The sequence below is a fragment of the Dietzia sp. Die43 genome (assembly GCF_024519835.1).
Taxonomy (GTDB): domain Bacteria; phylum Actinomycetota; class Actinomycetes; order Mycobacteriales; family Mycobacteriaceae; genus Dietzia; species Dietzia kunjamensis.
The window spans coordinates 45,197-66,609 of the sequence record NZ_JALJRF010000002.1 but is presented as its reverse complement, the minus strand read 5'-3'; the positions used below and the strand labels follow the sequence as shown (position 1 = coordinate 66,609).

Genomic DNA, 21,413 nt, shown 5'->3' with positions numbered 1-21,413 from the left:
CGGCACTCCCGATCGGTCACGGACTGGTTTCGGGGAGATGTGGAGCTGATAACGGCGTGAGGTGCCCCCAGGGGTCCGCAGGGGATGGCCTTTGCTACGATGCTCTGCGGAGGGAAACCGGAAAAGGGTGCGGCGGTACACGCCGCGAGAATCCCCGGGCCCTCCCGGGTTCCGCAGGTCGGAACGAAACACTGGACATGACCACCGTCTCTGCAGGCGGCCCGAACAGGGGAGAGAGCGCTGAGCACGTCACTGCTGGCATTCAAGGGCGAGTTCCATCCGCCGTCACTAAATGACTTCTTCCCGCCGGCCGTGCTCTTCGAGGGGACTCCGTTCGCTCTGGACCGGCTGATGATCATCCGGCTGATCGCGGCGGCCGTCGTCGCGGTGCTGTTCTACCTGGCGATGCGCCGGTCGGCCGTCGTGCCGCGCGGACTGCAGAACGTCGGCGAGATCGCGCTGGACTTCGTCAAGAACAACATCTCGGACGAGATCATCGGGAAGAAGGACGGTGACCGGTTCCTCCCGGTCATCGCGACGATCTTCTTCCTCACGCTGTTCATGAACCTGCCTGCCGTGATCCCGGGCTTCAACATCTCGCCCAACGCGCGGATCGGCATGCCGCTGGTCATGGCCGCGGTCGCGTATGTGGTCTTCATCTATGCGGGAGCCAAGAAGTACGGCTTCTTCTCCTTCGTGGGCAAGTCGGTCGTCGTGCCGAACCTTCCCCCGGCGCTGCACCTGCTGGTCGTGCCGATCGAGTTCGTGTCGACCTTCATCCTGCGGCCGGCCACGCTGACCATCCGTCTGATGGCCAACATGCTGGCCGGGCACATCATGATCGTGCTGCTGTTCTCCGCCACGAACTTCTTCTTCTGGCAGTTCAACGGGTGGACCGCGGTCAGCCTCGTGACCATCATCGTGTCGGTGGCGTTCACGTTCTTCGAGCTGCTGGTGATCTTCCTGCAGGCGTACATCTTCGCGCTGCTCACCGCGGTGTACATCGACCTGTCGTTGCACGCCGACAGTCACTAAAAGACTTCCGGCGCCGCGAGCGCCGGGACACCCAGACCACACCGACGACCGAGTGCGGACATCCCGCACCGGCCATCTGAAAGGGAACGGAAACCCACATGGATATCGTCACTCTCGCCCAGGCAACCGAGACGACCGCCCGCGGTTACGGCGCCATCGGCTACGGCCTCGCCGCGATCGGCCCCGGCATCGGCATCGGCATCGTCGTCGGCAAGGCGATCGAGGGCATGGCCCGCCAGCCCGAGATGGCCGGCCAGCTGCGCACCACGATGTTCCTGGGCATCGCCTTCACCGAGGCCCTGGCGCTCATCGGTATCGTCACCGGCTTCATTTTCTGATCGCCGGCTGGCGAAGGTCAACGACATGAATCCGATCCACATTCTCGCCCAGAGCGAGACCGAGGGGCTCCCGCTGGAGGAGACGCCCAACGTCCTCTCGCCGGCGCTGTACGACATCGTCTGGTCGCTGATCCCGTTCGCTGTCGTCCTGTTCGTGTTCTGGAAGTTCGTCCTCCCGATGTTCAAGCGGGTCCTGGACGAGCGCACCCAGCGCATCGAGGGCGGCATCGAGAAGGCGGAGGCCGCACAGGCCGAGGCGAAGGCGGCCCTGAACAAGTACAACGCCCAGCTCGCCGAGGCGCGTGGCGAAGCCGCGAAGATCCGCGACGACGCGCGTGCGCAGGGGCAGCAGATCCTCGCCGACATGAAGGCGGAGGCCCAGGCCGAGAGCGACCGCATCGTCGCCGCCGGGCAGCAGCAGCTCGCCGCGCAGCGTCAGCAGATCGTCACGGAGCTCCGTGGCGACCTCGGACGCCAGTCGGTCGAGCTCGCCGAGCGGCTCATGGGTGAGCAGCTGTCCGATCCGGTCCGCCGTTCGGGCACCATCGACCGTTTCCTCGCCGACCTGGACAAGGTCGCCGGGGCGGGCCAGAAGTAAGGAAGAAGCAGACTATGCACGCAGCAAGCCGCGACGCCCTCGAGCAGTCCCGGTCGGTCCTGCAGTCCACGCTCTCCGCGAACCCGGCCGGGGGCGCCACGGGCGCCAAGGTCGGTGCCGAGCTCTTCCGGGTCGTCGACGTCCTGGAGGGTGACCGCTCCCTGCGGGTCGCCGTCGCGGACTCGTCCGCACCGGTCGAGGCCCGCGAGGACCTCGCCCGTTCGGTGTTCGGCTGGAAGATCGACGAGTCGACCCTCGCGGTCGTGCTTGCTGCGGTCGCACTGTCCTGGTCCACCCCGCGGGATCTCCGTGAGGGCCTCGTCACCCTCGGCCGGGAAGCGCTCCTGCTCTCGGCCCGGGAGCAGGGTCAGCTCGGGACGGTCGAGGACGAACTGTTCAGATTGGGCCGCATCGTCGCCGGCGACGCGGAGTTCGAGCAGGCTCTGTCCGACCGCACGACCACCACGGAGTCCAAGCGCACACTCCTCGGTCAGGTCCTCTACGGCAAGGTGACCGCGGTCACCGAGGCGCTCGCCGGGCAGGCGATCGCCCGGCCGGACGCCATGCCCGCCGACGATCTGGACGCGCTGTCCAGGCAGGCGGCCGAACTCCAGGGACAGTCGGTGGCCGTGGTCACCAGTGCCACGGAACTCACCACCGAGCAGCGGGCCGCACTCGAGGGCAAGCTCGCCGAGATCTACGGACGGGAGATGGCGGTCCACGTCCAGGTCGACCAGGCGGTCCTCGGCGGCATGGTGATCCGCGTCGGTGACGAGATCATCGACGGTTCCGTCGCCGGGCGGCTCTCGGCCGTACGACGGGCGCTTCCCTAGGCCTCGACACCCGACGAGCAACGGTCGCACTCGGTCGATGCTCACCTGACAAGACACATCCAGACCACACTTAGTGAGAGCAGGAATGACATGGCGGAGCTGACTATCTCCTCCGACGAGATCCGCAGTGCGATTGCGAATTACACCTCGACGGTCTCCAACGAGGCGTCGCGCGAGGAGGTCGGAATCGTCACCGACACGGGCGACGGTATCGCCCACATCAGCGGACTCCCGTCCGCGATGGCCAACGAGCTGCTGGAGTTCCCGGGCGGCATCCTCGGCGTCGCACTGAACCTCGAGGACCGCGAGATCGGTGCGGTCGTGCTCGGCAACTTCGACGAGATCGCCCAGGGGCAGGAGGTGCGTCGCACCGGGGAGGTCCTCTCCGTTCCGGTCGGCGACGGCTTCCTCGGTCGCGTCGTCAACCCGCTCGGGCAGCCCATCGACGGCCTCGGCGATATCGAGTCGGAAGGCACCCGCGCCCTCGAGCTGCAGGCGCCGTCCGTTCTGGAGCGCCAGCCGGTCGAGGAGCCCATGCAGACCGGCATCAAGGCCATTGACGCCATGACGCCGATCGGTCGCGGTCAGCGTCAGCTCATCATCGGTGACCGCAAGACGGGCAAGACCGCGGTCTGCATCGACGCGATCCTCAACCAGAAGGCCAACTGGGAGTCGGGCGACAAGACCAAGCAGCTCCGGTGCATCTACGTCGCGATCGGCCAGAAGGGCTCCACCATCGCGGGTGTCAAGGCGACGCTCGAGGAGAACGGCGCGATGGAGTACACCACCATCGTCGCCGCCCCCGCCTCTGACTCGGCCGGCTTCAAGTGGCTCGCGCCGTTCACCGGTTCGGCCATCGGGCAGCACTGGATGTACGACGGTGCGCACGTCCTGGTCGTGTTCGACGACCTGTCCAAGCAGGCCGACGCGTACCGCGCGATCTCGCTGCTGCTCCGTCGCCCCCCGGGTCGCGAGGCGTACCCCGGCGACGTCTTCTACCTGCACTCCCGCCTGCTCGAGCGGTGCGCCAAGCTCTCGGACGAGATGGGCGGTGGGTCGCTGACGGGTCTCCCGATCATCGAGACCAAGGCCAATGACGTCTCGGCGTTCATCCCGACCAACGTCATCTCGATCACCGACGGTCAGGTCTTCCTCGAGTCCGACCTGTTCAACCGCGGTGTGCGTCCGGCCGTCAACGTCGGTATCTCCGTCTCCCGAGTCGGCGGTGCCGCGCAGACCAAGGGCATGAAGAAGGTCTCCGGCTCGCTGCGTCTGGACCTGGCCGCGTACCGCGACCTCGAGTCGTTCGCGACGTTCGCGTCCGACCTCGACGCCGCCTCGAAGGCGCAGCTCGAGCGTGGCCAGCGTCTGGTCGAGATCCTCAAGCAGGACCAGAACTCGCCGGTCGCAGTGGAGGACCAGATCGTCTCGATCTACCTCGCCGGTGAGGGTTTCTACGACTCCGTCCCGGTCGAGGACGTCCGTCGCTTCGAGGGCGAGCTGCTCGAGACCCTGCGGCACTCCGCCTCCGACGTCTACAGCCAGATCGAGGGGGGAGCCGCGCTCTCCGACGAGTCCAAGTCGACCCTCGAGGCCAAGACCAACGAGTTCAAGGAGGGCTTCGTCGCCACCGACGGTTCCCGTGTGGTCAACGAGCCCGAGGCCGAGGCGCTGTCCGAGGACGAGATCGATCGTGAGAAGCTCACGGTCACCAAGAAGAAGAAGGCCTGAGGCCTGCGATGACAGCCATCCGATTCAAGGTCGAGAGGAGAGTGATCCACGCCCATGGCCAACATGCGTGAACTACGCGACCGGATCAAGTCGGTCAACTCGACCAAGAAGATCACCAAGGCCCAGGAGCTGATCGCGACCTCGCAGATCTCCAAGGCCCAGGCCCGGGTCGCGGAGGCCAAGCCCTTCGCGGACCAGATCACCGCGATCCTCACCGATCTCGCGAGTGCCTCGTCGCTCAAGCACCCGATGCTCAACGAGCCGGAGAACCCGAAGCGGTCCGCCGTGCTGGTGGTGACCTCCGACCGGGGCATGTGTGGTGGTTACAACCACAACGTGCTCAAGGAGGCCGCCGAGCTCATCGCCTACCTCGAGAGCGAGGGGCGTGAGGTCGACATCTACGTGATGGGCAACAAGGGGATCGTGTACTACACGTTCCGCGAGGTCGAGCTCGCCGGTGCCTGGCACGGGCATTCGCAGAAGCCGGACTACCAGGAAGCGCGTCCGGCGTTCCAGCTCCTGTCGGCGGCTTTCAAGGCCGGCGGCGAGTCGACGTTCGACGCCTCCGAGTTCCTCGAGGGGGACGGCACGGACACCACCCGCAAGGGCGTCGACGAGGTCCACATCGTCTACACCCAGTTCAAGTCGATGCTCACGCAGACCCCGCGGGCGCGTCGACTGGCCCCGATCGAGACCGAGGTCGAGATCGAGGAGCTGGACCTCAGCGACGGCATGATGGACGACAGCCCCAGGTCGGAGTCCGAATTCAAGCCGGAGGTCTCCTTCGAGCCGGATGCGGACACCCTCCTGGACAACATCCTCCCGAGGTACATGTCGACCCGTGCCTTCGCCTCGCTCCTCGAGGCGGCGGCGTCGGAGTCGGCGGCACGACGGACCGCCATGAAGTCGGCGACCGACAACGCCACCGAGCTGGTGGAGGGCCTGAGCCGCGAGGCGAACCAGGCACGCCAGGCACAGATCACCCAGGAAATCAGCGAGATTGTCGGTGGCGCTGGTGCGCTCGCCGCTAGCGCAGGAAGTGACTAAGCAATGACCACAGCTGTTACCGATCAGAGCACGACGGGCACGGCCGGTCTCACCGGTCGGGTCGCCCGCGTCCTGGGTGCGGTCGTCGACGTGGAGTTCCCGCGCGGCGCCCTCCCGGCCCTCTTCAACGCCCTCACCGCCGAGATCACCCTCGCGGCGGTCGCCAAGACCGTGACGTTCGAGGTCGCCCAGCACCTGGGCGACAACATGGTGCGCTGCATCTCGATGCAGTCCACCGACGGACTCGTCCGCGGTGCCGAGGTGGTCGACTCCGGTCAGCCGATCTCGGTTCCGGTCGGCGACGTCGTCAAGGGCCACGTCTTCAACGCCCTGGGCGACTGCCTCGACGCGCCCGGCACCGGCCGGGACGGCGAGCAGTGGGGTATTCACCGCGAGCCGCCGGCCTTCGACCAGCTCGAGGGCAAGACCGAGATCCTCGAGACCGGCGTCAAGGTGATCGACCTGCTGACCCCGTACGTCAAGGGCGGCAAGATCGGTCTGTTCGGTGGTGCCGGTGTCGGCAAGACGGTGCTCATCCAGGAGATGATCACCCGTATCGCGCGTGAGTTCTCCGGTACGTCGGTGTTCGCCGGCGTCGGTGAGCGCACCCGTGAGGGCACCGACCTCTTCCTCGAGATGGAGGAGATGGGCGTCCTCCAGGACACCGCCCTGGTGTTCGGTCAGATGGACGAGCCGCCGGGGACGCGTATGCGCGTCGCCCTCTCGGCCCTCACCATGGCCGAGTACTTCCGCGACGTGCAGGGCCAGGACGTCCTCCTGTTCATCGACAACATCTTCCGCTTCACGCAGGCCGGTTCCGAGGTCTCGACGCTGCTCGGCCGCATGCCGTCCGCCGTCGGTTACCAGCCGACCCTCGCGGACGAGATGGGTCAGCTGCAGGAGCGAATCACCTCGACGCGTGGTCGCTCGATCACGTCGCTGCAGGCGATCTACGTCCCCGCCGACGACTACACCGACCCGGCGCCGGCCACGACGTTCGCCCACCTCGACGCCACCACGGAGCTCTCCCGCTCCATCGCGTCGAAGGGCATCTACCCGGCCGTCGACCCGCTCACCTCGACCTCTCGGATCCTCGAGCCGGGCATCGTGGGCGAGGAGCACTACCGCGTCGCCCAGGAGGTCATCCAGATCCTCCAGAAGTACAAGGAACTCCAGGACATCATCGCCATCCTCGGTATGGACGAGCTGTCCGAGGAGGACAAGGTCACGGTTCAGCGTGCCCGTCGCCTCGAGCGCTTCCTCGGCCAGAACTTCCTGGTCGCCGAGAAGTTCACCGGTCAGGTCGGTTCGGTCGTCCCGCTGTCGGACACCATCGAGGCGTTCGACAAGCTCTGCAAGGGCGAGCTGGACCACCTTCCGGAGCAGGCGTTCAACGGCATCGGCGGTCTCGACGATGTCGAGGCCAACGCCAAGAAGCTCTCCGGGAAGTGACGGTCGTCCATGGCTGAGATCGAAGTCGAGTTCGTCACCGTCGAGCGCAGGTTCTGGTCCGGGACCGCATCCATGGTGGTCGCCAAGACCAGCGAGGGTGAGATCGGTATCCAGGCCGGTCACGAGCCTCTGCTCGGTGAGCTGGATGCCGCCGGTACCGTCACGGTGTACACGGACGAGGGGCGCAAGGTCGCTGCCGTCCAGGGCGGCTTCCTGTCGGTGACCGCGAACAAGGTCAGCATCCTCGGGGAGTCCGCAGAGTGGTCGGACGCGATCGATCGCGCCGCCGCGGAGCGGCAGCTGTCCGAGGCCGGCGATGACGCCTCCGCCGCGGCCACCGCCCGGGGCCGACTCCTCGCCATCGAGAAGGCCGGCGCCTAGTACGCACGGTCCGCCCGTCACACACGGCCGCGACCGCCGGAAGGGGATGAGCAGAGTGACGGCTCCCATCGAGATCATTCTCGGTGTCGTCATCCTGCTCGTGCTCGTCCCGGTGGTCGCGGCCGTCGTGTATCGACTGGTCGTCGTGCGTCGTAATTCCACGTCGGTCCTCGTTCGCAGGGCCGGGGAGGATGCGTGGGGATACGGCGCCGTCCGGTACTCGGATACCGAGGTCGCGTTCTACCGTCTGCTGAGCGTGAAGTTCGGTGCCGACGTGCGGTTGGACCGGCGGACCCTCGTGCTGGGCCCGCGTCGACAGCCCACCGGTCCGGAGCTCGACGTGGCAGAGGAGGGCGAGGTGATCGTTCCGTTCTCCGGACACGACCGCCGCGCCCGTCCGGTCGAAGGTGAACTCTGCGTGGCCCTCGCAAAACTGACCGGGATGCTCGCGTGGGTCGAGGCCTGCTCCACCGAGCAGGTCCGCCCCCGGCGTCCCCACCGCTGACACCATCCGCGCCGAGTGCCGGGGGCGGTGCCCGTACCCAGGAGGAACCGTTGCGTCTCGTCGTAGCCACGTGCCAGGTCGACTACGTCGGTCGCCTCACGGCTCATCTTCCGATGGCCCCGCGGTTGTTGCTCGTCAAGGCCGATGGGTCTGTGAGCGTTCACGCCGACGACCGCGCCTACAAGCCCCTCAACTGGATGACCCCGCCGTGTTCCCTCACCGAGCGGGATCACCCGGAGAACCCGGAGCATCAGTTGTGGGTCGTGGAGAACAAGGCGGGGGAGCAGCTACGGATCACCGTCGCCGAGGTGCACCACGACTCCCGACACGAACTGGGCGTGGACCCGGGACTGGTGAAGGACGGTGTCGAGGCCCACCTGCAGGAGTTGCTCGCCGAGCACATCGAGACGCTCGGTCAGGGGTACAGCCTGGTCCGCCGGGAGTACATGACGGCGATCGGCCCCGTCGACATCCTCGGCCGTGACGGGGAGGGCACGACAGTGGCGGTGGAGATCAAACGTCGCGGCGAGATCGACGGGGTGGAGCAACTGACCCGCTATCTGGAGCTGCTCAACCGCGACCCGTTGCTCGCGCCGGTCAGCGGGATCTTCGCGGCCCAGATCATCAAGCCCCAGGCTCGCACCCTCGCCGAGGATCGTGGCATCCGATGCGTGACCCTGGACTACGACTCCCTGCGAGGGATCGAGTCCACCGACCTCCGGCTGTTCTGAACGAGTCGTTCGCGATGCCCAGACGACACCGACGTGGCGGGTCCGACCGACCGCTACCGCAGCGGCACGGACTCGGGGGCTCGGCGCTCGAACCAGGACCCGCGGGTGACCCCGACTCCTACCACGTCCGACGGATCCCCGGCGCCAGGGCGGGCAAGGACTACCGGTGCCCGGGGTGCGATCACCTGGTGACCTCCGGTACCGCGCATGTGGTGGTGTGGCCGGACCGGCCCGGAGGGGACGAGGAACGTCGCCACTGGCACACCGGGTGCTGGTCCGGCCGGGGCCGGAGAGGCCTCACCCGTCGCTGGAGTTGAGGTCCGGTTCCTCCGGCAGGTCGAACTCCACGTCGTCGCCTGTCCCGGGGACAGGTTCGAGTGTCGCCCGGATCGCGCCGAGATCGTCGAGCACACGCTCGCGGAGCACGCGCAGATCGTCGACATGTCGTCGCGCCCGGGAGACCAGACGCTCCGCCCGGCGGCGGGCGTCGTCGACGAGCCGACGGGCCTCCTCCTCGGCCTCGCGACGCGTGGACTCCGCGGCCGCCAGCGAGGCGTCCTGGCGTTGCGTTGCCGCGCGCAGGTCCTCGCTCCGGCGCAGATCCGAGGCCAGTCGGTGGTCCTCATCGATCTCGTGCCGCCGGCGCGCCGCCTCGTCGTCCAGTCGCCGGGCCTCTCGTTCCGCGGCGAGGATGATCTCCCGGGCGCGGGCGCGTGCCGCATCGAGGACGGACGAGTGCTCGGTGCGGACCGCCTCGGCACTCCTGCGGACCGCGGCCAATTCGGCGCCCGCGGTCTCCCGTAGCCGCCACGCGTCCTCCTCCGCCTCCGCGCGGATCCGGTCGGCGGTGGCGTGAGCGGAGTCGCGGATGGACTCGGCTTCGGCGGTGGCCAGCGAGAGCATCGTCGACACCCTGTCCGACATCTGACCGCTGGTGACGGGAGCCCGACCGAGTTCGGCGACCCTGGCCTCGAGGTCGGCCACGCGTGCCCGCTGCCGGTCGGCCTCCGCCGCTGCTCTCTCGGCACGCTCGACCGCGGCGTCCCTGTCAGCGCGCAGTACCCCCGTCTCCGTCTCGAGACGGGTGAGTGCTCCCATCACCTGCTCACGGTCAAATCCCCTGCGCACCACCGCGAAGGACTCCGCCGTTGTGGGTGACGTGTGCATGCTCGACATGTCACCACCCTAGCGGCGGGCGCGTGAGGGGCGACTAGTGCTGTGCGTCGGCGGGCTCGACGAGCTCGAGGAGCACGCCGCCCGCGTCCTTGGGATGGGCGAAGTTGATCCGGGAGTCCGCGGTGCCCCTCCTGGGTGCCGGGTAGAGGACTCTGACGCCCCGCCCCGTGAGGTGTGCCGTGATGGCGTCGATGTCGGTGACCCGGACCGCCATCTGCTGGATCCCCGGCCCGTTGCGGTCGATGAACTTGGCGATGGTGGAGGACTCGTCCAGCGGTGCGAGGATCTGCAGCAGGGCGCCGCCTTCCGGGCGACCGGGGGAGCCGAGCATGGCCTCGCGCACGCCCTGCTCCTCGTTGACCTCCTCATGGAGGTTCTCCATCCCCAGGTTCTCGCGATACCAGTCGACGGCGGCGTCGAAATCGGGCACGGCGACCCCGACGTGGTCGATCGCCACGACGAGTTCGGAGGGCAGGAGGGGTTGGCCGGCTGGGGTAGTCGTCATGCCCATCACGTTAGTCGGTCGGTGCTCGCGGTAGTTTGGTGACCACAGTCTCATCCCCTCCATCGGAAGGTGTCTCATGACCGCCGACCCCACCCGTACCGTCATCGTCTCCGGCGCCCGCACGCCGTTCGGCCGCCTGCAGGGCGGCCTGTCCTCGCTGTCCGCCCCGGAGCTCGGCGGCATCGCGATCAGTGCGGCCCTCGAGCGGGGCGGCGTCTCCCCGGAGGCCGTCGATCAGGTGATCATGGGACAGGTGCTCTCGGCCGGCAACGGCCAGATGCCCGCGCGTCAGGCCTCGCTCGCCGCCGGGCTGCCCAAGCGCGTCGACGCGCTGAGCATCAACAAGATGTGCCTGTCCGGTATGACCGCGATCGCGCTGGCGGACCAGGCGATCCGGTCCGGGTACTCCGAGGTCATCGTTGCCGGCGGCCAGGAGTCGATGTCCCAGGCTCCGCACCTGCTGCCCAAGAGCCGCGCCGGGTACAAGTACGGGTCGATCGAGGTCCTCGATCACATGGCGTACGACGGCCTGCACGACGTTCCGACCGACCAGCCGATGGGTGCGCTCACGGAGGCGCGCAACGTCGAGCTGGAGATCACCCGTGAGCACCAGGACGAGTTCGCGGCGATCTCCCACCAGCGCGCGGCCGCGGCGGCGAAGGAGGGGCGGTTCGCCGACGAGATCGTGCCGGTGACGGTCAAGGGCCGCAAGGGCGACACCGTCGTGGACACCGACGAGGGCGTGCGCGCCGACTCGACCCTCGAGTCGATGAGCAAGCTCCGTCCGGCCTTCTCGAAGGACGGGACCATCACCGCCGGTTCGTCGTCGCAGATCTCGGACGGCGCCTCGGCGACCATCATCACGTCCGCGGCCCGTGCCGAGGCCGAGGGCTGGCCCGTGCTCGCCGAGATCGTCGGCTACGGCACCGTCGCGGGCCCCGACTCGACCCTCCAGCACCAGCCCGCCGACGCGGTGCTGAACGCGTGCGAGCGGGCGGGAGTCGACGTCTCCGCCATCGACCTGTTCGAGTTCAACGAGGCCTTCGCCTCCGTCGGACTGCACTCGACCCGCATGCTCGACCTGACCCCCGACAAGGTGAACGTGAACGGCGGCGCCATCTCGATCGGTCACCCGATCGGGGTGTCCGGCAACCGCGTGGTGCTGACCCTGGCCCTCGAGCTCGCACGCCGCGGCGGCGGGCTCGGAGCAGCTGCCCTGTGCGGCGGCGGCGGCCAGGGTGACGCCCTGATCATCCGGGTGCCCGCGGCCGGCTGACACCCCCGCGCGCCCGTCGTGGCAGGATCGGAGCCGTGACGAGACCAGGTAACCGACCCCCGTCCGCCGCCGAACAGAAGCTCGCGGCGTCGCTCGCAGGCGCCGTCGACCTGTCCGGTCTGAAGAAGCGGGCCGAGACCCGCCGGGGCGCGACCGAGACCGGTCGCGCCCCGGGGCAGGGCGGCCCGCCGCCAGGCTCCGGTCCGGCGGTCCTGGTGGAGGTGGACGAGGCCTCCTTCGAGCAGGAGGTCCTGGCCCGGTCCGCCCAGGTTCCCGTGATCCTCGAGCTGGTGTCCCAGCGGGCGCCGACCGCGCTGACCAGCCTGCTGGACGCACTGGCGATGGAGGCCGGCGGTCAGTGGGTCCATGCAACCGTCGACGTCGACGTCTCCCCGGGCATCGCGCAGGCGCTGCAGGCCCGGGCGGTGCCGACCGTGTACGCGGTGGCGGCGGGCCGCCCGCTCGCCGACTTCGAGGGTGAGCAGCCGGAGGAGGCCCTACGTCAGTGGCTCGCGGCCGTGCTCCGGGCGACCGAGGGCAAGTTGGGTGGGCCCGCACCGGACACCGACGACGTGGAGCCGGAGGAGCCCACCGACCCCGAGCGGGATGCCGCCGAGGACGCGCTCGCCGAGGGCGACCTGGCGGCCGCGGAGGAGCGCTTCACGGCGCTCGTGGACTCCCGCCCGGGAGAGCACTCCCTGGTGGAGGCGCTGCGCTACGTCCAGGCCTCTCGCCGCTCGGTGGAGGCGGCCGACACGGGCGAGGGGTCCATCCCCGACGCCCTGCGGGCCGCCGACACCTCCCTGGTGGGCGGCGAGTACGAGGCCGCGTTCGCGACGCTGGTGAACGCGATCCGTGTCCACGGTGGTGACGAGCGGGCCACGTTGCGTGCGCGCCTGCTCGAGCTCCTCGAGGCGCTGCCGGTGGACGATGCACGCGTGCTGGCCGCGCGCCGGGACCTCGCGAGCGCGCTCTACTGACGCTCGGCTCCCGGCCGCTCAGGCGCCCGCGATCTCCGTCGTCGTCGGTGCCGCGTGTCGGAACCACACGGTGGCGCGGGGGCCGACCGTGATCGCCGCGGAATAAGGCCGTCCGTGGTGGGGTGCCGGCTCGGCGTGGACACCGCCGAGGTTGCCCGCGCCCGAGCCCTCGTAGGCCGAGGCGTCGGTGTTGAGGATCTCCTCCCAGTACCCGTCCTCGGGGAGCCCTATGCGGTAGTCGCCGAGCGCGGCGCCGGAGAAGTTGACCACGCACGCGACGGTGTTGCCGGCGTGGTCCGTCCGCAGGAAGGACAGCGTGTTGTGGGCGGCGTCGTTGGCGTCGATCCACGAGAACCCGGAGGGGTCGTCGTCGAGCGACCACAGGCCGGGATTCTCGGCGTAGCGGGCGTTGAGGTCACGCACGCAGGCGAGGATGCCTCGGTGGTACTCGCCCTCCCAGCCCTCGAGATTCTCCCAGGCGACACCCTTGTCGGCGTCCCACTCGGTGGTCTGCCCGAACTCGAGGCCCTGGAAGAGCAGCTTCTTGCCGGGGTGCGCCCACATGTAGGCGTACAGGCTGCGGATGCCGGCCCCACGGTCCCACGAGGTGCCGGGCATGCGCTCCCACATCGATCCCTTGCCGTGGACCACCTCGTCGTGGCTCAGGGGGAGGACGAAGCGCTCGCTCCAGGCGTACATCATCGAGAAGGTGATCTCGCCGTGGTGGAAACCGCGGTAGATCGGGTCGAGCCCCACGTAGCGCAGGGTGTCGTTCATCCAGCCCATGTTCCACTTCATGGAGAACCCGAGGCCGCCCGTGTAGGTGGGCGACGTGACGCCGCCCCAGGACGTGGATTCCTCGGCCACGGTGAGGAAACCGGGGTGCTCCCGGGCCAGGGTGGCGTTGACTTCCTGGAGGAACGAGATGGCCTCGAGGTTCTCCCGTCCACCGTGGATGTTGGGGGTCCACTCGCCGGCCTCGCGGGAGTAGTCGAGGTAGAGCATCGAGGCCACGGCGTCCACCCGCAGTCCGTCGATGTGGAACTCCTCGGCCCAGTACAGGGCGTTGGCGACGAGGAAGTTGCGCACCTCGTGGCGGCCGAAGTCGAAGACGTAGGTGCCCCAATCGGGCTGTTCGCCGCGTCGGGGGTCGGCGTGTTCGTAGAGCGGGGTGCCGTCGAACCGGCCGAGCGACCACTCGTCCTTGGGGAAGTGGGCGGGTACCCAGTCCACCAGGACTCCGATACCGCGGGAGTGGAGGTGATCGATGACGTAGCGCAGGTCGTCCGGGGTGCCGAACCGGCTGGTCGGGGCGAAGTACGACGAGACCTGGTAGCCCCACGAGCCGCCGAAGGGGTGCTCGGCGACCGGCATCAACTCCACGTGGGTGAACCCGGTCTCGATGATGTGGTCGGCGAGTTCGTGCGCGAACTCGCGGTAGTCGAGGCCGGGCCGCCAGGAGCCGACGTGGACCTCGAGGACGGTCATCGGGGAGTGCGAGTGGTCGCGGGTCGCGCGGGCGGCGATCCACTCGTCGTCGTTCCACTCGTAGCCGGAGGTGAACACCTTCGACCCGGTCGAGGGCGGCACCTCGGTGGCCACCGCCATGGGGTCGGCGTGGTCGATGGTCCGGCCGTCGGCCCCGCGGACGCAGTACTTGTAGACGGCGCCGTCGGCGACGTCGGGGACGAACAACTCCCACACCCCGGAGGACCCGATCGAGCGCATGGGCAGCGCGGTGGGATTCCATCCGCAGAAGTCGCCGACGACGCTCATCCCGCGGGCGTTGGGCGCCCACACGGCGAACGACGTGCCGGTGACCGGTCCGCCCGCGGTGTCGTAGGTACGCACGTGGGCGCCGAGGACATCCCACAGTCGTTCGTGGCGCCCTTCGCCGATGAGGTGCAGGTCGACCTCGCCCAGCGTCGGGAGGAAGCGGTAGCCGTCCGCGACGGTGCGCGTGTGGCCGTCGGGGTAGCGGACCCGGAAACGGTAGTCGGGCACCTCCGTCTCGGGCACCGCCGCGTGGAACAGTCCGTCGCCGACCGGGGTCATGGGGACGGTGCGGTCGTCGAACACGATCTCCACCTCCACCGCGCCCGGCTGGACGGTGCGGACGACCGAGCCGTCGCCGTCGCGGTGCGCGCCGTAGACGGAGTGCGGGTCGTGGTGGGTGCCGGACCGGAGCCGGCCGAGGACGTCGTGCGGGATCGGCGTCGGTTCCGTGGGAGTGACGGGCCCGGGGGACGCGACGGGCGCCGTGGCCGGCGCGGGCGGTGTCGGTGACGGCGGTGACGGCGGTGATGAAGACGGCGGCGACGACGACGAGGGCGACGACGACGAGGTCTGCTCCGGCTGGAGCCGGTCGGTGGAGCGGTCCTTCTTCTTGTGCTTTGCCATGGCCGTTCGCCTCAATCCACGGTGTGCGTGCGGTAGGACAGTTCGACCCTACGTGCTTCGTCGCAGGGCGGGATCGCGATGATGTGTGCGACGGCGGTCCACGGCTCGAGCCGGACGTAGTTGCTCGACCCCCAGTGGAACTCGGAGCCCGTCACCTCGTCGCGGACGCTGAACCGGGCGTCGGCGTCGTACCCCAGGGCCGCCATGTCGAGGTGGAGGGTGCCCTCCTGGACGCCGAGGGAGTCCAGGGAGACCACCGTGAGAACGCAGTCCCCGGTGGCCGGGTCGACCTTGGAGTAGGCGATGATCTGGTCGTTGTCCACGTCGTGGAATGTCAGGGTGCGCAGCTGCTGCAGGGCGGGGTGCTCGCGGCGGACCCGGTTGAGGGTGCGCAGCCACGGGGCGAGCGACTGCCCGGCGGCCTCCGCGGCGGCGAAGTCACGGGGCCGCAGCTCGTACTTCTCCGAGTCGAGGTACTCCTCGCTGCCGTCGGCGACGGGCTGCCATTCGTAGAGCTCGTAGCCGGAGTACACGCCCCACGCGGGCGAGAGCGTCGCGGCGAGCACCGCCCGGATCGCGAACATCGCCGGGCCGCCACGTTGGAGCGACTCGTGGAGGATGTCCGGGGTGTTGGTGAACATGTTGGGGCGGGCCTCGTCGACGTGGGCCAGCAGCTGCTCGCAGAACTCCATCAACTCGGCCTTCGTGGTCTTCCACGTGAAGTAGGTGTAGGACTGCGAGAACCCGCGCTTGGCCAGTCCGAACAGCCGGGCCGGCCGGGTGAAGGCCTCCGCCAGGAACAGCACGTCCGGCTCGGTCCGCTTCACCTCGCTGATGAGGCGGTTCCAGAAGTCGGCCGGCTTGGTGTGCGGGTTGTCCACCCGGAAGATCCGTACCCCGAGGGACGTCCACAGCCGGACGACACGCAGCACCTCGGCGTAGATGCCCTCGGGGTCGGTGTCGAAGTTGACCGGGTAGATGTCCTGGTACTTCTTGGGCGGGTTCTCGGCGTAGGCGATGTGCCCGTCGGGCAGCACGGTGAACCACTCGGGGTGTTCGGCGGCCCAGGGGTGGTCGGGCGCGCACTGCAGGGCCAGGTCCAGTGCGACCTCGACGCCGCGCTCCCCGGCGTAGGTCACCAGGTCCCGGAAGTCGTCGACGGTGCCGAGGTCGGGGTGGACCGCGTCGTGTCCGCCCTCGGCGGAGCCGATGGCCCACGGTGACCCGACGTCGTCGGGCCCGGGGGTCAGGGTGTTGTTGCGGCCCTTGCGGTTGATCTCGCCGATGGGGTGGATCGGCGGCAGGTACACGACGTCGAACCCGAGGTCGGCCGCGTGATCGACGTAGGAGCGCGAGGTGGTGAACGTCCCGTGGACGGGACGGCCCTCGTCGTCCCACCCTCCGGTGGAACGGGGGAAGAACTCGTACCAGGAACTGAACTGCGCCTCGCGACGGTCCACCCACACGCGGTGGGTCTGACCGACGGTCACCAGTTCGCGCACGGGATCGTCGGCCAGCGCGGCCGCGACCTCGTCCGACAGCGCCGGGGCCGTCCGGGTGGCCGCGTCGCCCGGGCCGCGCAGCGCGGCGGCGGCCCCGGTCAGCAGGTCGACCCGGGCGGCGGCGCCGGCGACCGTCGCCCGGGCGATCGCGGTGTCGAGCACGAGGGCGCCCACCTCGAACTCGTTGCCCAGCTCGCCCGAGTCCAGGCCCGCGGCCATCTTCTTGACGATGCCGCTGCGCCACGTGGCGAACGGGTCGGACCACGCCTCCACCCGGAACGACCACATCCCCGCCACATCCGTGGGCAGCAGCGCGTGGACGGTGTCCGGCTCGGTGCCGGGCACCATAGTGGTGCGGGAGGACGCGCCGCCGGGTCGGCGGACGACCAGGCTGGCGGACAGGGCGTCGTGGCCCTCGCGCCAGACGATCGCGGAGACGGGCAGGATCTCCCCGACCACGGACTTGGACGGGAACCTCCCGCAGGAGACGAGGGGGCGGACCTCATCGATGGCCAGACGGTCGTTCACGTCGGTGCTCCTCTCGGCGGGTGGGCGCCGCGGTGGGCGGCGCACGCCTCCACGACGCTAGCGAAGTCGGGCCGATCCTTCAGGGGTGCCCGAGTCGGCGTTCACCTGCACGGCCGTGTTCTTCGCCACCCGTCCTCCCGATTACCGGTTAGATGGGCGTCGTGAGCACCCTGATCGACATCGACCCCGACCTCGTCCTCGACCTCCGCGACGTCTCGCTCCGGCGGGACGGCACATCCCTCGTGGGGCCCCTGTCCTGGCAGGTGGAACTGGACGAGAGGTGGGTGGTGCTCGGCCCCAACGGCGCGGGCAAGACCTCGTTGCTGCGGATCGCCTCGGCCCTGGAGTACCCGAGCACGGGGACGGCCGTCATCCTCGGGGAGCAGCTGGGCCGGACGGAGGTGACCGAGCTGCGCAGCCGTGTCGGCCTGTCGTCGGTCGCGGTCGCCGGCCGCATCCCCGGCGACGAGGTGGTGCAGGACCTGGTCATCTCCGCCGGATACGCCGTGCTCGGCCGCTGGCGGGAGAAGTACGACCCGGAGGATTTCGAGCGCGCCGCGGACACCCTCGAGTCGATCGGGGCGGAGCACCTGGCCGAGCGAACCTGGGGCACCCTCTCCGAGGGGGAGCGCAAGCGCGTGCTCATCGCCCGCGCCATGATGACCGATCCCGAACTGCTGCTCCTCGACGAGCCGGGGGCGGGGCTGGACCTGGGCGGCCGGGAGGACCTGGTCGCCCGCCTCGGGGACATGGCGATGGATCCGGACGCCCCCGCCACGGTCCTGGTCACCCACCACGTGGAGGAGATCCCCCCGGGGTTCACCCACGCCATGCTCCTGGCGGAGGGCGAGGTCACCGCGATGGGGCTGATCGACGAGGTGATCACCTCCGACAATCTCAGCAGGGCCTTCTCCCAGTCGATCGTCGTGGACGCGATCGACGGACGCTACTTCGCGCGCCGGGCGCGCCGCCCGGGCCGGCACCGGCGGGCACCACGGGCATGACGGCACGTGAGGCTCCCGCGGCGTTCGCGCCGGAGTCCGTGCCGGTCCGCGAGGCCGCCACGGTCGCCCTGGTCCGCGACGCGCGGGTCGGCGGGGGAGTGGAGGTCTTCCTGCAGCACCGGGTGGCGACCATGCAGTTCGCCGCCGGGATGTCGGTGTTCCCCGGCGGAGGCGTCGAACCGCGGGACTACCACGGCACCCGCCCCTGGCGCGGGCCCGAGCCGGAGTGGTGGGCCGGGCGGTTCGGGATCGACGCGGACCGCGCCGCTGCGGCCGTCCGCGGGGTGGCGCGGGAACTGTTCGAGGAGACCGGGGTGCTGCTCGCCGAGCCGGCGACCGGGCCGGGGGCCGCCGCACCGGCCGACCCGCCGGGCCCCGACGAGCGGCGCGCACTCGACGCGGGGGAGGGCGACCTGGATTCGCTGCTCGCCGCGCACGGCCTGGTGCTGTCCGCGCACCTGCTGCGCCCATGGGACCGCTGGACCACCCCGGTCGGACCCCCGCGCCGGTACGACACCCTGTTCTTCGTGGCGGCCCTGCCCGACGGTGTCGAACCGGACGGCGGCACGACCGAGGCGCGCGCGACCGAGTGGATCCGCGCCGACGACGCCGCGCAGGCGGGGACCCTCGGCCGGCTCGGCATGCTGCGCCCGACCCTCGACGTGCTGTCCGATCTGGCCGCCGCCGCCGATGTCGACGAGGTCCTGGCCACCCCGCGGGCCATCGCTCCGGGCGGGAACTAACGTTGCGTCGGTGACCCCCGAGGACCTGGAGTTCCTGCGCACCGCCGCCGGACGTGACCTGCTCGACATGGCCGCCGGCCTGGCGTGGTCCCGCGCGGACCTCGTGGCCTCGACAGCGGCTGTCCGGCGCGCGGATCCCGTGCATGCGGCGGCGGCGATCGACGTCGTCACCGCCCGGGCGCGCGCGAGGGGTGGGATCCGGGGCGCCGGGGCGATGCTGCTCACCGACGAGGCCGTCCAGCAGGCCACCGCGTGGCCCGTCGCGGCCCTGCGGGCCGGGCGCCTGGCAGGACGGGACGTCCACGACGTCACCTGTTCCGTCGGCGCCGAGCTCGCCGAACTCGTCCGGACGGCCGACCGGGTGATCGGCTCGGATCTGGATCCGGTCCGCGCGCGGATGGCGGCCCACAACGTCCCCGACGCACTCGTGTGCGTGGCCGACGCGCTCGCCCCGCCCAGCCGCGACGCCGTCCTGGTGGCGGACCCCGCCCGCCGGTCCGGGGGCCGTCGGGTCCACGACCCGGTGCGGCTCAGCCCGCCGCTGCCCGACCTGCTCGCCGTCGCCGCCGACCGCGATCACGTCATCAAGTGCGCCCCGGGCCTCGACACCTCGGTGCTCGACCACTCCGGGGAGGTCGAACTGGTGTCCCTCGACGGCTCGGTGCGGGAGGCGTGCCTGTGGTCGCCGGGCCTGTCCGCGGGTGTGCGCCGCCGTGCGACCGTGGTGCGCACGACCGCCGCCGACGCGGCCGGGCCGTGGGGACCACCGCGCCTCGTCGCGGACGGGGTCGCGGTCCACGTGGAGGAGGTGACCGACGGCGACGACGACGAGGTCGACGCCCACGAGGAGGCCGAGCGGTTCATCGTGGACCCCGACGGGGCGGTCGTCCGCGCCGGACTCGTACGGCACTGGGCCCGCCGCCACGGGCTCCGTCAGCTCGACCCGAGGATCGCCCACCTGACCGGCCCGCGGATCCCGGACGGCTACACCGGGTTCGAGGTGCTCGAGAAGTGCAGGCTCGACCGCAAGCAGCTGCGCCGCGTGCTGCGCCAGCGAGACTGCGGGTCGTTGGAGATCCTCGTCCGCGGCGTCGACACCGACCCGGACGTGCTGCGACGCTCGCTCTCGCTCAGCGGGTCACGGCCACTCGCGCTGGTGGTGACCCGGATCGGCAGCTCCGCCGTGGTGTTCGTGTGCGGGCCGCGCACTGCTCACTCGAACACGTAGAGGGCGCCCACCGCGGTCGTCAGCGCGATCCGGCCGTCCGCGTCGACGCTGAGTCCCGAGACCGGGCCCGTCGCGGCGGGCACCTCGATCCGGTGGAGGGTGGCGCCGTCGGCGCCGTCGAGCAGGTGGACCGCGATGCCGGGCTCGTCGTCGGATCCGTCCGAGCGCACGGCCACCAGCACCCGCCCGTCCGGCGTCGCGGCGGGGTTGGTGAGCTGGCGCAGGTCGTCCCGGCGCCAGACCACCCGGCCGGTTCCGTCCTGCCCGCGAACGGCCACCACCGGCGCCGGGCCCGCGTCGTCGTCGTGGTCGTCGTCGGGTCCCCTCCACACGGTCGTCGTGCGACCGCCGCTGACCACGGTGCCGTCGGGCAACAGGGCGGGCGGCGTGTCCGGCCGGTACCCGACGGGGGCGGTCCACAGGGCCGCGCCGTCGGACGTCGAGTACGCGGCGAGACCGCCGTCGGCCGCGTGGACGTAGACCTCGTCCCGGTCGTTCGACAGCACCACCGGCGTCCCCAGGCGCCCGTCGGGCAGGGGTGCACGCCACAGCACGTCGAGGGCGGAGAACTCACCGGCGACCAGTCGCACCGCCACCAACTCCGGATCGTCGGCGCCCGGCGTCCACGCGGTGAGGTAGGCGGTGGCCGTGTCCGTGTCCACGGCCGCGGGGGCGGGGACCGGACAGCCCCGCTCGCCGGTCGCGCACCACGGGATCCCGTACGCCGGGTCGTCCGTGGAGATGTCGCCGGCGATCCGCAGTTCGGGCGTGACGTCCAGACCGGTGTGGGCGTTGATCACCCGTGCCGCCCCCAGGTGCGACACGAGCAGCAGGTGGCGTCCGTCCAGCAACGTCACGGTGGTGGGCACGCCCCGGGTCGCGGCGGTCCAGCGGTTCTCGCCCTCGGCCGTCAGGGCGCCGACCCCGCCGTAGAGGGGCACGAACAGCGACCCGCGCCCGTCGACTGTCGCGGTGATCCGCGGCCCGTCGGTCGGCAGGCGCAGACACCACCGCTTGCGGCCGTCGTCGGCGGTCAGTGCGAAGAGATTGCACCCGCGGTCGGAGATCGTGGCCTGGAACGACGTGCCGATGCCGTCCGAGGAGGCCACGCCGACCGCGGGCGCACCGAGGGCGCGCGACCACAGCAGTCCGGGGGCGTCCGAGACCGGGGAGTGTGCGCGTCCGGAGTTCGGCGGGCCACCCGCGAGCGAGGACCAGCTCGCGGCCTGGCCCAGGCGGGCGCCGCCGCTCTCCGTATCCGAGGCGCAGCCGGCGGCCACCCCCGCCGCCAGCGCGACGGCGACCAAAGCCCGCGCGGTGCGCGGTGTCAGTGCCGGTGTCGGTGTCGGTGCCGGTGCCACAGGTCCCCCCCGTCGAGTCGAGACAGTCACACGAGAGAGTAGTCCGCCGCCCGCCGCCC

At 70.3% G+C, this 21,413-nt stretch carries 21 protein-coding genes; 16 read left to right on the top strand and 5 right to left on the bottom strand.

Going from position 1 to position 21,413, the window contains the following annotated elements; all coding sequences use genetic code 11:
- Positions 1-351 precede the first annotated feature (351 nt).
- The 11 genes from atpB (at position 352) to NR111_RS01815 (ending at position 8,968) form a co-directional block, all read left to right on the top strand.
- Complete coding sequence (gene atpB, locus NR111_RS01865) at positions 352-1,035, top strand: F0F1 ATP synthase subunit A (RefSeq protein WP_235027792.1); 684 nt, start codon at positions 352-354, stop codon at positions 1,033-1,035.
- 98 nt (positions 1,036-1,133) lie between these two features.
- Positions 1,134-1,373, top strand: a complete 240-nt coding sequence (locus NR111_RS01860) for an ATP synthase F0 subunit C (protein WP_067718337.1) — start codon at positions 1,134-1,136, stop codon at positions 1,371-1,373.
- Positions 1,374-1,398: 25 nt separating this feature from the next.
- The gene (locus tag NR111_RS01855) at positions 1,399-1,971 is read left to right on the top strand and encodes a F0F1 ATP synthase subunit B (RefSeq protein WP_067718335.1); all 573 of its coding nucleotides are present in this window, start codon (positions 1,399-1,401) and stop codon (positions 1,969-1,971) included.
- Positions 1,972-1,985: 14 nt separating this feature from the next.
- Positions 1,986-2,804: a F0F1 ATP synthase subunit delta gene (locus NR111_RS01850; RefSeq protein WP_256819684.1), complete on the top strand. Its 819-nt coding sequence runs from the start codon at positions 1,986-1,988 to the stop codon at positions 2,802-2,804.
- Positions 2,805-2,894: 90 nt separating this feature from the next.
- Positions 2,895-4,535 carry a F0F1 ATP synthase subunit alpha gene (atpA, locus tag NR111_RS01845; protein ID WP_067718330.1) on the top strand — a complete coding sequence of 547 codons (1,641 nt, stop codon included), beginning with the start codon at positions 2,895-2,897 and terminating at the stop codon, positions 4,533-4,535.
- Positions 4,536-4,589: 54 nt separating this feature from the next.
- Positions 4,590-5,582: a F0F1 ATP synthase subunit gamma gene (locus tag NR111_RS01840; protein WP_067718328.1), complete on the top strand. Its 993-nt coding sequence runs from the start codon at positions 4,590-4,592 to the stop codon at positions 5,580-5,582.
- A gap of 3 nt (positions 5,583-5,585) precedes the next feature.
- Positions 5,586-7,034: a F0F1 ATP synthase subunit beta gene (atpD, locus tag NR111_RS01835; protein WP_067718325.1), complete on the top strand. Its 1,449-nt coding sequence runs from the start codon at positions 5,586-5,588 to the stop codon at positions 7,032-7,034.
- A gap of 9 nt (positions 7,035-7,043) precedes the next feature.
- Positions 7,044-7,415 (top strand): F0F1 ATP synthase subunit epsilon, encoded by a 372-nt coding sequence (locus NR111_RS01830; protein ID WP_067718322.1) that lies wholly within the window; start codon positions 7,044-7,046, stop codon positions 7,413-7,415.
- 55 nt (positions 7,416-7,470) lie between these two features.
- Positions 7,471-7,920 (top strand): DUF2550 family protein, encoded by a 450-nt coding sequence (locus NR111_RS01825; protein ID WP_067718320.1) that lies wholly within the window; start codon positions 7,471-7,473, stop codon positions 7,918-7,920.
- A gap of 50 nt (positions 7,921-7,970) precedes the next feature.
- A complete protein-coding gene (gene nucS, locus NR111_RS01820; RefSeq protein ID WP_067718317.1) occupies positions 7,971-8,651 on the top strand; it encodes an endonuclease NucS in 681 nt (226 codons plus the stop codon).
- A gap of 14 nt (positions 8,652-8,665) precedes the next feature.
- Positions 8,666-8,968, top strand: coding sequence for an ATP/GTP-binding protein (locus tag NR111_RS01815; protein ID WP_241260944.1), 303 nt, complete (start codon positions 8,666-8,668; stop codon positions 8,966-8,968).
- Here the strand turns inward: NR111_RS01815 and NR111_RS01810 are convergent.
- The gene (locus tag NR111_RS01810; protein ID WP_256819678.1) at positions 8,949-9,827 is read right to left on the bottom strand and encodes a hypothetical protein; all 879 of its coding nucleotides are present in this window, start codon (positions 9,825-9,827) and stop codon (positions 8,949-8,951) included. The genes NR111_RS01815 and NR111_RS01810 overlap by 20 nt on opposite strands.
- Positions 9,828-9,861: 34 nt before the next feature.
- A complete protein-coding gene (gene mce / locus NR111_RS01805; RefSeq protein WP_256819677.1) occupies positions 9,862-10,332 on the bottom strand; it encodes a methylmalonyl-CoA epimerase in 471 nt (156 codons plus the stop codon).
- A 76-nt stretch (positions 10,333-10,408) separates the two neighbouring features.
- Between mce and NR111_RS01800 the strand changes: the two genes are divergently transcribed.
- Complete coding sequence (locus NR111_RS01800; protein WP_256819676.1) at positions 10,409-11,608, top strand: acetyl-CoA C-acetyltransferase; 1,200 nt, start codon at positions 10,409-10,411, stop codon at positions 11,606-11,608.
- 35 nt (positions 11,609-11,643) lie between these two features.
- Positions 11,644-12,588, top strand: a complete 945-nt coding sequence (locus tag NR111_RS01795; protein WP_256819675.1) for a tetratricopeptide repeat protein — start codon at positions 11,644-11,646, stop codon at positions 12,586-12,588.
- 18 nt (positions 12,589-12,606) lie between these two features.
- Here the strand turns inward: NR111_RS01795 and glgB are convergent, their stop codons facing one another.
- Both glgB and NR111_RS01785 read right to left on the bottom strand, forming a co-directional pair.
- Positions 12,607-14,988: a 1,4-alpha-glucan branching protein GlgB gene (gene glgB / locus NR111_RS01790; RefSeq protein ID WP_256819673.1), complete on the bottom strand. Its 2,382-nt coding sequence runs from the start codon at positions 14,986-14,988 to the stop codon at positions 12,607-12,609.
- 11 nt (positions 14,989-14,999) lie between these two features.
- Complete coding sequence (locus tag NR111_RS01785) at positions 15,000-17,018, bottom strand: maltotransferase domain-containing protein (RefSeq protein ID WP_256819671.1); 2,019 nt, start codon at positions 17,016-17,018, stop codon at positions 15,000-15,002.
- 152 nt (positions 17,019-17,170) lie between these two features.
- Here NR111_RS01785 and NR111_RS01780 point away from each other — a divergent pair, with 152 nt between their 5' ends.
- From NR111_RS01780 to NR111_RS01770, 3 genes are read left to right on the top strand one after another with little or no spacing between them, the layout of a single operon-like run.
- Entirely contained in the window at positions 17,171-18,022 is an 852-nt protein-coding gene (locus NR111_RS01780) for an ABC transporter ATP-binding protein (RefSeq protein WP_256819669.1), read from the top strand.
- A complete protein-coding gene (locus tag NR111_RS01775) occupies positions 18,019-18,765 on the top strand; it encodes an NUDIX hydrolase (protein WP_256819668.1) in 747 nt (248 codons plus the stop codon). The genes NR111_RS01780 and NR111_RS01775 overlap by 4 nt, the downstream gene beginning before the upstream one ends.
- 10 nt (positions 18,766-18,775) lie before the next feature.
- The gene (locus NR111_RS01770; RefSeq protein ID WP_256819667.1) at positions 18,776-19,993 is read left to right on the top strand and encodes a class I SAM-dependent methyltransferase; all 1,218 of its coding nucleotides are present in this window, start codon (positions 18,776-18,778) and stop codon (positions 19,991-19,993) included.
- Here NR111_RS01770 and NR111_RS01765 read toward each other — a convergent pair.
- Positions 19,978-21,300 carry a PQQ-binding-like beta-propeller repeat protein gene (locus NR111_RS01765; RefSeq protein WP_256819666.1) on the bottom strand — a complete coding sequence of 441 codons (1,323 nt, stop codon included), beginning with the start codon at positions 21,298-21,300 and terminating at the stop codon, positions 19,978-19,980. The genes NR111_RS01770 and NR111_RS01765 overlap by 16 nt on opposite strands.
- Positions 21,301-21,413: the final 113 nt, after the last annotated feature.